The organism is Vibrio sp. YT-17, assembly GCF_033337375.1.
In the GTDB taxonomy this organism is placed as follows: domain Bacteria; phylum Pseudomonadota; class Gammaproteobacteria; order Enterobacterales; family Vibrionaceae; genus Vibrio; species Vibrio alginolyticus.
Genome location: NZ_JAWOQP010000008.1, coordinates 18,471 through 30,949, shown reverse-complemented (window position 1 = coordinate 30,949; position 12,479 = coordinate 18,471). Strand labels below are relative to the sequence as shown.

Below are 12,479 nucleotides of genomic sequence, written 5' to 3'. Positions count from 1 at the left end.
ATATCCCAAATTGGAATCAAAATTATGAATAAGAAACTGATTTTAGGTCTCATCCTACTAGCGGCTATCGTCTTTTTAGGTATTAACTTTGGCCAGTATTTAACCTTAGAGAATGCAAAAGCCCAACAAGAAGCACTAACTACATACATCGATCAGAATTTTGTATTCTCGGCTGCGATTTACTTTTTTACCTACATTGCAATTACCGCTTTTTCTATCCCAGGAGCGGCAGTAGTCACCTTACTTGGTGCAGCCTTATTTGGTTTTTGGACAAGCTTGCTACTGGTTTCTTTCGCTAGCACTATGGGGGCAACACTGGCCTTCTTGAGCAGCCGATACTTATTGCGTGACTGGGTACAAAACAAATTCGGAAATAAACTCAACGCAATTAATCAAGGTGTCGAAAAAGACGGAGCTTTTTATCTATTTTCCTTGCGTCTAATCCCTGTATTCCCTTTCTTTCTAATCAACTTACTGATGGGCTTAACGCCGATGTCTGTAGGTAGATTTTATCTCACTAGCCAAATAGGTATGCTGCCAGGCACAGCCGTATATCTGAATGCAGGTACTCAATTAGCAACAATTGAAAGCCTATCGGGCATTGTTTCACCCGCAGTATTAGCGTCTTTTGCGCTATTGGGACTATTTCCAATCATCACTAAATGGGTTATGAATAAAGTAAGGCCGACACCAAGTCAGCAAAACTCGTAATTGGTGAAGTGGGTATTTTGATGAAAATATTTATCGCTAAAAACCCAGCAGAAGCACACATTGTATGTGAGCTGCTTAAAGTGGAACAAATTTACTGTGAAGTTCGTGGAGAAGGTATTTTCGGCTTAAAAGGAGAACTGCCGTTTGGTGATGATACCGATCCTTATGTGTGGCTTTTTGACACTGCACAAAAGATGAAAGCTGAAGAAATAGTAAAAGCATATCGAAAACAATCCGATAGGCATGAGTATCAAGATTGGCAATGCCCAAAATGTCATGAAATAAACGAAGGGCAATTTGGTGCATGTTGGCAATGTGGATATCAACTAGGAGAGCTATAGCGGCTCTCCTATTCAGTGGATACACTCAGTTTTAAGCACATACAGCTTGCTGTTTAATAAACTCGATGGAGTGTTGATTGAAGTCTTCTGGACGCTCTACATTGCATACATGACCACAATTCGGGATTTCTCGTAGAATGCTGAGCTTATGCGCTGCAACCATTTCTTTGACAGGTTTAATAAACATGTAATCCCTGTCGCCCATTAAGTAAAGAGTCGGAATGGGTAACTCTCGATCTTTAAAATATTTCATTAACGGATTTACATCAGCAGCAAGAATAAACCAACGTTTAAATTCTTTTTGGCAAAGCTTCTTGGCTTCGCGAATAAAAAGGTGGCGAGATTCTCGTTGGCTTCTTTGAGGCATAACAATATAAGCGAACAGTTTGTAGAGCCACATGTACGGTAGGATATGCTTACAAAAATTACCTAATTTCACCAATATCTGAGAACGAGTGTTAAGCCTTGTGACAGCACCGCCGAGCACCATCGAACGTACGCGCTCTGATGACAATTCAGCAAGGTTTCGAACAATAATAGTACCAAGCGACATACCGACAAAATGAGCGGATTGGATCTTTAAATGGTCCAATACTTTCAAAATATCTTGGGTAACTTCCGTAAAGGTATAACGGTTAGCAATGAGCTCTTTAAGTAACTGATTTGACTTTCCATGACCTCTTAAATCGATCAGCAATAAGTTAAAGTGTTGCTTGTAAGCTTTAATTTGCTTGAACCAGATAGAAGAGCTACCACCAGCACCGTGCACAAATACAACCCACTCATTACTAGTAGGGTGCAAATAGGTTTTATGAAAAAGTAGCGGCTGAGTCATATTGAGTATCAAAAAGATCGTGCTATTGAGTAAAAAGCCATCCTACCACACTCCCCTTACTCAAGATAATAAAGGCACCTCATTCGGTGCCTTTCGTTACAATTTTAAGTCAAACTAACGCTGAGTGGTAAAGCTGCAAATAAGATTCTGCGGCCTTTTGCCAACAAAAGTCTTGTTGCATCGCGTGCAACTGTACTTTATTCACTTCAGGCTCGTTTTGAGCGTAGAGCAACAGTGCCCTTAGCATCGTTAACAACAATGCCTGCGGTGTCGGTTCGAAAAAAACAAACCCCGTTGCTTCAGATGGGTTTACATCATAATCGCTAACGCTGTCCTTTAAGCCACCAACACCGCGTACTATCGGTAATGTCCCATAAGCCATACTATAGATTTGGTTTAAGCCACATGGTTCAAACTCAGAAGGCATCAAGAAGAAATCAGAACCAGCTTCAACGATATGCGCAAGTTCATTGTCATACGCTTCTACAAAGGCAAATTTGCTAGAAAACTGCGCGGCAACCTCTCGTAGCTGAGCGGCAAGAATAGGGTCTCCGGTCCCAACGACAACTAGCTGAACATCGTGCTTCAAAAAATCGGCCAAAGCAGGCAACAAGTAATGAACGCCTTTCTGCTGGGTCAATCGACAAACCATACCGAACATAGCTACATTTTTTTCGGGCAAATTTAGTCGTTGTTGTAATGCTTTTTTACAAGCTTTCTTCCCTTGCGACATACTTTGCTGGTCGGCGCAGTAATTAACTGGCAAGTAAGTATCCGTTTCCGGGTTCCAAGCACTGTAATCACAACCGTTCAAAATACCAACTAAGTCCTGCGCGCGTTGCTGAAACTCCCAAGCCATTCCATGACTGCCAAGCTCTGTTTTGAGTTCCTCTGCGTACGTAGGGCTGACCGCGTTTATCTTATCTGCATTCATTACACCAGCTTTGAGCATCGTAATATGCGTTGCACTCACCGCAGCATCGGGAACGTTTCTACAATGAAACTCTGGCAAACACTGCACGTCTTCATAACTAAATACGCCTTTAAAGACCGCATTGTGAATTGAAATGACGCTTTTAGTATGAGCAAAAAACGGATCATTGCCATACCTGTGCTTGAGCAAAAATGGAACAAGACCTGTGTGCCAATCGTTCGCGTGTATGATATTAGGTTGAAAGGCGAGCTTGGGTAACATGTCGAGACATGCTGCACTAAAAAACGCAAAGCGCTCGCCGTTATCAGTATACGCTTGGTTGTTCTCCGCATACATTGATGGTCGATTGAAATACGGCGGACAATCAATCAGGTAAACAGGATTTTGACCTAACATGAGCCGCAAAACTCGATACTCCGTATGCGGCCATGATGTTAATTCTGTTTCTAATACAACTTCTGCGTCTGCGAGTTTATCAATACTACTGTACGCAGGGATGGTAATTCTTACGTCTTGCTGTAGGTTTTGAAGGGCTTCCGGTAGTGCCTTGGCAACATCTGCCAAGCCACCACTTTTAATGAGGCCTTCAACCTCAGAAGCTACAAACAGAATAGATAAGTTGTTAGTAGCCAACTCGAGCTCCTTTCGGAATAACAACAATGCCCTCCTCAGACACGTGGAAGTGTTTTTTATCTTCTTGAAGATTCACACCAATCTGAGTACCAGGAGCAATATCGGCATCCTTGTCGACAATCACACGACGTAAAACACAGCCTTCGCCAATTTTTACGTCACCAAGAAGTATACATTCGCTGATATCGCAAGCAGAAGCAATATTACTGCGAAAACCAAGCACCGACTTTTCGATTCTTGAGCCTCTAACATAGCTGCCATTACACACTAAACTATCGATTATCTGCACACGACCATTATCAGAGTCGGTAAATGTCGCAGGTGGCAATGGTGGGTAGTAGGTGTGCAATGGCCATTTACGGTTGTACAGCGAAAATGGTGCATCTTTTTCTAGCAGATCCATATGCGCTTGCCAGTACGCATCAATAGTTCCGACATCACGCCAGTACACCTCTTCTTTTTCGCCACTGATTTTGTTGGTACTGAAGTCATACACGAACACATCACCTCTAGGGAACATCTTTGGAATGATGTCCTTTCCAAAATCATGTGATGAAGCTTCATTATCCGCATCTTCGACCAACTCTGAGAACAGTACCTGAGCTTCAAAAACATAGTTACCCATTGAAACTAAAGCGTAATCAGGGTCACCAGGAATCGACTTCGGATTTGCTGGTTTTTCTTCAAAGCCAATCATACGACCTTCACTATCCACTTCGATAACCCCAAATTGCGACGCCTCTTTTAGTGGCATGCGCAATGCAGATACCGTCAGAGAAGCCTGCTTTTCTGAGTGGAAGTTCAGCATTTGTTTGATATCCATCTTATAGATATGGTCAGAGCCAAAAATACAAACTTGCTCTGGTTCCTCTAATTCCATAAAACGCAGGTTTTGATAGATCGCGTCCGCCGTCCCTTCGTACCAACGTTTACCAGTACGCATTTGAGCGGGAATAGGATCGATAAAGCGGTCTGTAATGCCGTTGATGTTCCACCCCTTTTTTAAGTGATGGAATAAAGATTGAGATTTAAATTGGGTTAGGACGTAAATGCGCATCAGATCCGCATTAACAAAATTGTTTAGAGCAAAATCGATCAATCGATAACTACCACCAAACGGTACCGAAGGTTTACTGCGAGATTCCGTTAAAGGTCTCAAACGAGAGCCTTCACCGCCAGCAAGAATCATTCCCAAAACACCAGCCATTTGTTGTTCTCCATATCGTTATAGCTTGGATTTGGTACTCGCTTGAATGAGTCATACTCGGGGAGTCAAGCGAATACATTTAGCAACCGTCTCTGAGTTTCTGTGAACTCTTACAACACGGATAAAAAAGCTACGGCACTTCCAGTATGCAACGTCCACTCTTTCCTTATTTTTTGACGCAAACAATGCACACAGTTGCACTAATTTTTGTAATAAATTATCTAAGCGGGTTCTAAATTACAATTTTTAATACGCCATTCTGTGTACCATACAGCTCTTGCGTACTCAAGACGATATCTAGATCACACATGGAAAAGCAAACGATTACATTGTGAAAACAATTTACGAACGGATTCACTACACCGCCGATTTTTTAGCCCAATGTATAACAAATATGTGAATGCAAAATGAAAGTTACAACGAATATTTTTTACATAAAAAATACATCAGCGACTACGAAATATTGATACTGGGATCTTCTCGCGTCAGCAAAACTCAGTCAAAGCAGCAAAGATCTATACGAACAACACAGTGGCCTTTACGCAAAAACAAAACGCAAAAAAGGCAGCGATATCGCTGCCTTTTTACATTACTTAGATCGTACGTTTTTATGCTTTCGCTTTTTTACGCTTATCAGTGACTTCCCACTTACCGTCAACAAAGAGCGCTGTCCAACCAGATGGTTTGCCATTCTCTTCCGAACGAACGTAGTTCTCTTTTGTTTTGCGACTAAAGCGTACAACTGCAGGACGACCATCAGGATCTTCTTGCGGTGCGGTCGCTAGGTATTTGAACTTCTCAGGTAAACGCTCTTCAAAACGTGCCAGTTCAGCAACCAAAGGAGCACGTGTCTCGCGCGATTTCGGGAAGTTGCTTGCCGCCATAAATAGACCTGAAGCACCATCACGAAGTACGAAATACGCATCTGAGTTTTCACATGGCAACTCGGGGAAATGAACAGGATCTTCTTTCGGGGGCGCGACTTCGCCATTCTTCAAGATCTTTCGAGTGTTCTTGCACGTTTCGCTCGTACAATCCATGTATTTACCAAAGCGACCGTTCTTAAGCACCATATCAGAGCCACATTTGTCACATTCAACAACTGGACCATCGTAGCCTTTTACTTTGAACTCGCCGTATTCAACAAGGTAGCCTTCACAATTCGGGTTATTACCACAAACATGCATCTTACGCTTGTCATCAATCAGGTATGCGTCCATCGCTGTTTCACAGATCGGACAACGCTTTTTAGCGCGCAGAGCTGCGGTTTCAACGTCTTCTTCTAGAACGTTAATAATACCTTCTTCGTCACCCAAGTTGATGGTTGTCTTACAACGCTCTTTTGGTGGTAACGCGTAACCTGAACAGCCTAAGAACACACCTGTCGAAGCAGTACGGATGCCCATTGGACGGCTACACGTCGGACACTCGATATCCGTCATGACGATGTGATTTAACTTCATACCGCCTTCTGACTCATCTAGCTCCGCTTTTTCAAGATCGCCAGTAAAATCAGCAAAGAAGTTGTCTAACACAGCTTTCCAGTTCACTTCACCTTCAGCGATTTGGTCCAATTTCTGTTCCATACGCGCAGTAAAGTCGTAGTTCATCAAATCGTTAAAGCTGTCATCAAGGCGGTCAGTAACAATTTCACCCATTTTTTCAGCGTAGAAACGGCGCTGATCAACTTTCACGTAGCCACGATCTTGAATCGTAGAAATGATCGATGCGTAAGTCGACGGACGACCAATGCCTCGTTTCTCCAGCTCTTTAACCAGTGCTGCTTCAGTGTAGCGCGCAGGTGGCTTTGTAAAGTGCTGTTTAGGGTCAAGTGACTCTAAGCTTAGCTTATCGCCAAGTTGTACCGCTGGAAGGATTGTATCCTCGTTTTTGCCCATTGGACGCTGTACACGAGTCCAGCCGTCAAATTTAAGGATACGGCCTTTCGCTTTAAGCGTGTATTCTGCCGCTTTTACGCTAATGGTTGTTGAATCGTATTCTGCTGGCGTCATTTGACACGCTACAAACTGATTCCAAATCAAAGCATAAAGTTTGTGCGCATCAGCATCGACACCTTGCAGGTCTTCCGCCTTAACACCCACATTTGAAGGACGGATCGCTTCGTGCGCTTCCTGTGCCCCTTCTTTGCTACCGTACGCCAATGGTTTCGCTGGCAGGTACTTATCACCAAACTCAGAACCAATAAAGTCACGTACAGCGTCCACAGCCTCGGCACTTAGGTTAGTCGAGTCAGTACGCATGTAAGTGATGTAACCGGCCTCATAGAGGCGCTGAGCTAGCATCATGGTCTTTTTCACGCCGTAGCCCAGACGTGTACTCGCTGCCTGTTGAAGCGTAGAGGTGATGTAAGGTGCTGAAGGCTTGCTCTTTGTAGGACGGTCTTCACGCTTACATACTTCGTAACTTGCATTCTCAAGTACAGACATCGCTGCTTTGGTTTCTGCCTCATTAACTGGCTTAAACGCAGAACCGTCTTTCTGCGCAACAAGCAGTTTAAAGTCCGCTTTGTCTTTCGTTTTCGTATTCGCATGAATGTCCCAGAATTCTTCTGGTACAAACGCGTTAATCTCACGCTCACGCTCAACTAACAATTTCACCGCAACAGACTGCACTCGACCAGCAGATAAGCCACGAGCCACTTTTTTCCAAAGTAAAGGTGAAACCATAAAACCAACGACACGGTCCATGAAGCGACGTGCTTGTTGGGCATTTACACCATCCATGTTCAGCTCGCCAGGTGTCTGGAAAGCTTGTTGGATCGCGTTTTTCGTAATTTCGTTAAAAACTACACGTTTGTATCGCTCTTCATCGCCACCGATGATCTCACGAAGGTGCCATGCGATTGCTTCCCCTTCGCGGTCCAAATCGGTTGCGAGATAAACGCAATCTGCGTCTTTGGCGAGTTTTTGTAGTTCGTTGACAACTTTTTCTTTGCCTGGAAGGATTTGGTAATTCGCTTCCCAGTCATGATATGGGTTAATCCCCATTTTTTTGATCAACGCTTTGCGGTCTTTCTCTTTTTTAACGCGCGCTTTCTCTTCCGGACTCATCCCTTTAGTTGAGATGGCTGCGGCTTTTTTCTCACCAGTGCTTTGACCGGCCGTAGGCAGATCACGCACATGACCAACACTAGACTTAACAATAAAGTCTTTACCAAGGTACTTATTTATCGTCTTTGCCTTGGCTGGTGACTCCACTATAACGAGTGATTTACCCATAACTGACTCTAACGTCCTTCATAATAATGCGGGTAGAAACCTTGTTTAAAGGCCACCCGCATAATGTTCTATTTCATTGCTTCTTTTTTTACTATTGTGCGAGATGAAAAGAAGATCAACTGCTTTTTTGAAATTCAGATCCGATTGGTTGACAATTCATCGTCTTTATACTTCAAAGAGACAGGGTTCTGAAAGGTATTGAGCGGCATATCTAAACAGGCAAACTTAGCATCCGCTAATCCAATGCAATAAATTTTGTTACCCATCACAAAATAGTTTGGTTCAATGTTCTGCCATCTTCCTCCGCATCATGCTTATACTCTAAAAATTGATCTGTTTAGTCTTACTGAACGATTGACTGAATTAATCATGCAAACCCATTTTAGTTGTAGGTATACTCAGCGCTCTTAACTGAATAGAATGGTAGAAAGAATATGTCTGATAGAACGTTTATCGAAGAGTTCGACCTTCTTTTGATCGCTAACCAAATCATCCAAGAGCACGATGATTACATCGAGGGAATGCGAGCAACAAGCGTAGAAGAAAAAGAAGGTGTTTTAGTTTTTAAAGGTGAATACTTCCTTGATGACAAAGGTTTACCAACTTCAAATACGACTGCAGTATTCAATATGTTTAAATACTTAGCGCATCACCTTTCTAAGGAATTTACGCTGGTTAAATAGTATTGGGAAACAAAAAAGCCAGAGTGTTATTCACTCTGGCTTTCCGGTTTCAGGTCAGAATATTTAGCAGCTTAAAGCCTTAAGTTTGTCGAAGTAGTCAGGGAACGTTTTCGACGTACACTTTGGATCGTTAATCGTCACAGGCGTATCACTAAGTGCCACCAGCGAAAAACACATCGCCATTCGATGATCATCGTAAGTATCAATCGCAGCATGCTTTAACTGAGAGACAGGTTTGACGATGATGTAGTCTTCCCCTTCTTCCACTTCCGCACCAACTTTACGTAACTCAGTCGCCATAGCTGACAAACGGTCTGTTTCTTTTACACGCCAGTTATAAACGTTACGAATAGCGGTAGTGCCTTCGGCAAATAGCGCTGTTGTCGCGATGGTCATTGCAGCATCAGGGATATGGTTGTAATCCATATCGATGCCTTTTAATTGACCAACACGTGAAATTACGTAGTCATCACCCCATTCAATTTCTGCACCCATTTTTTCAAGCGCATCAGCAAATTGAATATCACCTTGAATGCTGTTTTTACCGATACCCGTGACTTTAACTTCTCCGCCTTTGATGGCTGCCGCCGCCAAGAAGTAAGAAGCAGAAGACGCGTCACCTTCAACCAAGAAATCGCCTGGAGCGATGTATTGCTGACCGGCTGGGATCACAAACTCTTGATAGTCGTTGTTGATCACATCGACTCCAAACTGCTTCATGATATGCAGGGTGATATCGATATAAGGCTTAGAAACCAAATCGCCTTCGATGTTGATGCGAATTTCACCTTCAGCCAATGGCGCAGACATTAAGAAAGCGGTCAAGAACTGACTTGAAATGGACCCATCGATAGAAACTGTACCTGCTTTTAGGCCAGTACCAATTATTTTGAGAGGCGGAAAGTTCTCGTTTTCCATGTACTCAACGTTCGCACCAGCATCTTTCAGTGCCGTGACAAGGTGACCAATTGGACGCTCTTTCATACGAGGTTCGCCCGTCAGTACATACTCCCCTTCTCCAAGACAAAGAGCCGCAGCTAATGGTCGCATCGCAGTGCCAGCATTGCCGAGAAATAACTCTACCGGCTCTGAGACAGAAAACGGGCGCCCAAGGCCGTCAACGAGACATTCTGTTTTATCTTCGGAAAGTTGGTATTGAACGCCTAGTTTAGTCAGCGCATTCAGCATATGGCGAATATCATCACTGTCGAGGAGATTAGTAAGGCGAGTTCTGCCTTTAGCAAGAGCAGCAAGTAAAAGAGCTCGATTAGAAACGCTTTTAGAGCCAGGAAGGTTCACTTCCCCTTGAATTTTATTGATAGGTTGTAACGTTAGGCTTTCCATTAAAAGTTGATAATCCTTTGTGCCCTCAACATACGATTTTTTATGAGGGCTAAACAATTCTTCGTGAATTCAGACTACCCAAAAAAACACGACAAAACCAGAGTAAATCGGCGCTAATTTATGAATATCCTCAAGCAGCCTAAAGATACAGAATTAAAGGCATTGCCAGCGATGTAAATAAGAGCGAAAGAAGCACGGCGAAACAGCAAACTATTTCGACTTGATTTGACAATAAGCCAGCCCGACTGTACATGCTTGATTAGGCTTCGTTAGGCTAAAACAACCTAGGGTTAATAAGTGATATCAACCCTGACTCCATCATCAAAATATAAAATACGAACTTCATCCCCTCGACTAAATAACATATTTTTATCAACATCTTGGATGACATTAATTAGCTTATCACCCTTCACTTTGATGAGTAGCTCAACTAACTTATATTCAACCGTGTATTGGTAATTACTTTGGTTTTGAGCAACTGCGGCACCTGCAAGCGCACCCACTGCCGTCGCGACTTCTCTTCCCGTACCGCCACCAAATTGATTACCGACTAAACCACCGATAGTGGCACCAAGTAGTGTCTTCCAACCGTTACTTTTCGATTGAACAACCTCTTGTTGAGTAATATAACGGACAGAGTCAATCTTCCCGTAAACTACTTCATTAACTGGCTTGGCAACATTTCTTTCATAGGCTGCGTTGGCGACAAGTGGTAAAAACAGTATGATCCCAAGCCATACTTTTACGATATTTCTTAACCAGGTCATCATAAACTCCTCTGACTCCAATGTTGGTAACGACTTCTTATGGCTATTTATTTAACTGAACTCGATGAAACGTTCAACTTCCCCTCACCCTATAAAGCACTCAGCGACCCCAATGGTTTGCTGGCTTTTGGTGGTGACTTAAACCCCATGAGAATCCTCAATGGTTACTATCAAGGCATTTTCCCTTGGTATGGTCCTGGTGAACCTATTTTATGGTGGAGCCCTTCTCCGCGCGCCGTGTTTGACCCATTGCAGTTTAAGCCATCTAAAAGTCTCAAAAAATTTCAGCGTAAACATAACTATAAAGTAACACTCAATTTCGCGACAGAAGAAGTGATTAGACTATGTTCTTCAACACGCCCTGCAGAGGAAACATGGCTCAACGAGGAAATGCAAGCTTCCTACATTGAGTTAGCCAAACTTGGTCACTGTCACTCTGTAGAAGTATGGCATGACAACAACCTGATTGGCGGACTATATGGCATCTGCGTGGGCCAACTTTTTTGCGGGGAGTCGATGTTTAGCCTAAAAGATAACGCATCCAAAATTGCATTGTGGTACTTATGCAACCATTTGGCGTCAAAGCAAGGTCAATTAATCGATTGCCAAGTTATGAATTCTCACTTGGCATCACTTGGCGCATTTGAACTTGAGCGTGACGAATTTATGCAAAAACTACTATCTTTAAGAGAAAAGCAAACACTATTTGATGCCTATCAGCCCCAAGTTTTGCAGGATTCAGTATGAGTACGGATATACAACATATTCGAATAGGGTTGACGAATAATCACCCTTGTAGTTATTTGCCTGAACGGCAAGAGCGGGTTGCGGTGGCGCTTGATGAAAGGCTGCATACTGAAGAAAATTACCAGTTGCTCATGGCTAACGGTTTTCGTCGTAGCGGAGATACCATATATAAACCGCATTGCGAGCATTGCACCGCTTGCCAGCCAATTCGAGTCTCGATTCCAGACGTTAGACTATCAAAAAGTCAGAAGAGGCTGCTTAATAAAGCACAGTCTTTACGCTGGGAAATGAAACCTGAAATGGATGAGGAATGGTTTGAGCTTTACAGTCGGTACATCTGCAAACGGCATAGAAACGGCACTATGTACCCACCAAAGCGTGATGAGTTTGCTCGATTTGCTCAAACCAGCTGGCTGACAACGTCGTTTTTACACATTTACGATGAATCAGATCAATTGCTCGCCATTGCAGTGACAGATTTGATGCCTCAATGCTCGAGTGCTTTTTATACTTTTTTTGACCCTGACTACGAGTTATCTCTTGGCACGTTAGCAGTGCTTTATCAAATTAAATACTGCCAAGAAAACAAACAACAGTGGCTATATTTGGGATATCAGATTGATGAGTGCCCAGCAATGAGCTACAAAACACGCTTTCAACGCCACCAAAGGCTAGTAAATCAGCGTTGGCGAGGGTAGAATACGCCTCAACTTTACATAATTACTATTTAGCGGCAGAATATAGCCCGCTAATATTGCCTAATTTCTAAAGAGGATTAAATGGCTAAAGAAGACGTAATCGAGATGCAAGGCACAGTCCTTGACACTCTACCAAACACTATGTTCCGTGTTGAACTTGAAAACGGTCACGTTGTGACTGCTCACATCTCTGGCAAGATGCGTAAGAACTACATCCGTATCCTAACGGGTGACAAAGTAACTGTAGAGATGACTCCATACGACCTGTCAAAAGGCCGCATCGTCTTCCGCGCTCGTTAATCTCTGATTTTCGGATGCAATAAAAAACGGAGCAAGCTGC

General features: G+C 43.1%; 12 protein-coding genes. 6 read left to right on the top strand and 6 right to left on the bottom strand.

Annotated features, from left to right (window positions below):
• Window positions 1-24 precede the first annotated feature (24 nt).
• Together R7F67_RS09615 and R7F67_RS09610 are read left to right on the top strand one after the other, a co-directional pair.
• Complete coding sequence (locus tag R7F67_RS09615) at window positions 25-711, top strand: TVP38/TMEM64 family protein (RefSeq protein ID WP_005378366.1); 687 nt, start codon at window positions 25-27, stop codon at window positions 709-711.
• A 20-nt stretch (window positions 712-731) separates the two neighbouring features.
• Window positions 732-1,052: a DUF2007 domain-containing protein gene (locus R7F67_RS09610; protein WP_017820033.1), complete on the top strand. Its 321-nt coding sequence runs from the start codon at window positions 732-734 to the stop codon at window positions 1,050-1,052.
• A 31-nt stretch (window positions 1,053-1,083) separates the two neighbouring features.
• Here the strand turns inward: R7F67_RS09610 and R7F67_RS09605 are convergent, their stop codons facing one another.
• The 4 genes from R7F67_RS09605 to topA form a co-directional block, all read right to left on the bottom strand.
• Window positions 1,084-1,887, bottom strand: a complete 804-nt coding sequence (locus R7F67_RS09605) for an alpha/beta fold hydrolase (RefSeq protein WP_137281836.1) — start codon at window positions 1,885-1,887, stop codon at window positions 1,084-1,086.
• 109 nt (window positions 1,888-1,996) lie between these two features.
• Window positions 1,997-3,454, bottom strand: a complete 1,458-nt coding sequence (gene glgA, locus R7F67_RS09600) for a glycogen synthase GlgA (RefSeq protein ID WP_033905051.1) — start codon at window positions 3,452-3,454, stop codon at window positions 1,997-1,999.
• Complete coding sequence (gene glgC, locus R7F67_RS09595; protein WP_017634726.1) at window positions 3,444-4,661, bottom strand: glucose-1-phosphate adenylyltransferase; 1,218 nt, start codon at window positions 4,659-4,661, stop codon at window positions 3,444-3,446. Before glgC ends, glgA begins: the two co-directional genes overlap by 11 nt.
• A gap of 608 nt (window positions 4,662-5,269) precedes the next feature.
• The gene (topA, locus tag R7F67_RS09590) at window positions 5,270-7,900 is read right to left on the bottom strand and encodes a type I DNA topoisomerase (RefSeq protein WP_054576377.1); all 2,631 of its coding nucleotides are present in this window, start codon (window positions 7,898-7,900) and stop codon (window positions 5,270-5,272) included.
• Between the two features lie 434 nt (window positions 7,901-8,334).
• On the opposite strand from topA, the gene R7F67_RS09585 reads away from it, so the two are divergent.
• A complete protein-coding gene (locus R7F67_RS09585) occupies window positions 8,335-8,583 on the top strand; it encodes a YciN family protein (RefSeq protein WP_005387884.1) in 249 nt (82 codons plus the stop codon).
• Between the two features lie 63 nt (window positions 8,584-8,646).
• Here the strand turns inward: R7F67_RS09585 and aroA are convergent, their stop codons facing one another.
• Entirely contained in the window at window positions 8,647-9,927 is a 1,281-nt protein-coding gene (gene aroA, locus R7F67_RS09580; RefSeq protein ID WP_017634728.1) for a 3-phosphoshikimate 1-carboxyvinyltransferase, read from the bottom strand.
• A gap of 290 nt (window positions 9,928-10,217) precedes the next feature.
• Complete coding sequence (locus R7F67_RS09575) at window positions 10,218-10,694, bottom strand: glycine zipper 2TM domain-containing protein (protein WP_005378348.1); 477 nt, start codon at window positions 10,692-10,694, stop codon at window positions 10,218-10,220.
• 39 nt (window positions 10,695-10,733) lie between these two features.
• On the opposite strand from R7F67_RS09575, the gene aat reads away from it, so the two are divergent.
• The 3 genes from aat to infA all read left to right on the top strand — a co-directional run bounded on the left by aat (window position 10,734) and on the right by infA (window position 12,439).
• Window positions 10,734-11,441 (top strand): leucyl/phenylalanyl-tRNA--protein transferase, encoded by a 708-nt coding sequence (gene aat / locus R7F67_RS09570; protein ID WP_005387881.1) that lies wholly within the window; start codon window positions 10,734-10,736, stop codon window positions 11,439-11,441.
• Window positions 11,438-12,139, top strand: coding sequence for an arginyltransferase (locus R7F67_RS09565; RefSeq protein ID WP_047100846.1), 702 nt, complete (start codon window positions 11,438-11,440; stop codon window positions 12,137-12,139). The genes aat and R7F67_RS09565 overlap by 4 nt, the downstream gene beginning before the upstream one ends.
• 81 nt (window positions 12,140-12,220) lie before the next feature.
• On the top strand, window positions 12,221-12,439 hold the full coding sequence (gene infA / locus R7F67_RS09560; RefSeq protein WP_001040192.1) for a translation initiation factor IF-1: 219 nt from the start codon (window positions 12,221-12,223) through the stop codon (window positions 12,437-12,439).
• Window positions 12,440-12,479: the final 40 nt, after the last annotated feature.

Bases quoted from the DNA above. Each gene is read 5' to 3' on its own strand.
- R7F67_RS09615 (WP_005378366.1), top strand. From the start codon at position 25: ATGAATAAGAAACTGATTTTAGGTCTCATCCTACTAGCGGCTATCGTC.
- R7F67_RS09610 (WP_017820033.1), top strand. From the start codon at position 732: ATGAAAATATTTATCGCTAAAAACCCAGCAGAAGCACACATTGTATGT.
- R7F67_RS09605 (WP_137281836.1), bottom strand. From the start codon at position 1,887: ATGACTCAGCCGCTACTTTTTCATAAAACCTATTTGCACCCTACTAGT.
- glgC (WP_017634726.1), bottom strand. From the start codon at position 4,661: ATGGCTGGTGTTTTGGGAATGATTCTTGCTGGCGGTGAAGGCTCTCGT.
- topA (WP_054576377.1), bottom strand. From the start codon at position 7,900: ATGGGTAAATCACTCGTTATAGTGGAGTCACCAGCCAAGGCAAAGACG.
- R7F67_RS09585 (WP_005387884.1), top strand. From the start codon at position 8,335: ATGTCTGATAGAACGTTTATCGAAGAGTTCGACCTTCTTTTGATCGCT.
- aroA (WP_017634728.1), bottom strand. From the start codon at position 9,927: ATGGAAAGCCTAACGTTACAACCTATCAATAAAATTCAAGGGGAAGTG.
- R7F67_RS09575 (WP_005378348.1), bottom strand. From the start codon at position 10,694: ATGACCTGGTTAAGAAATATCGTAAAAGTATGGCTTGGGATCATACTG.
- aat (WP_005387881.1), top strand. From the start codon at position 10,734: ATGGCTATTTATTTAACTGAACTCGATGAAACGTTCAACTTCCCCTCA.
- R7F67_RS09565 (WP_047100846.1), top strand. From the start codon at position 11,438: ATGAGTACGGATATACAACATATTCGAATAGGGTTGACGAATAATCAC.
- infA (WP_001040192.1), top strand. From the start codon at position 12,221: ATGGCTAAAGAAGACGTAATCGAGATGCAAGGCACAGTCCTTGACACT.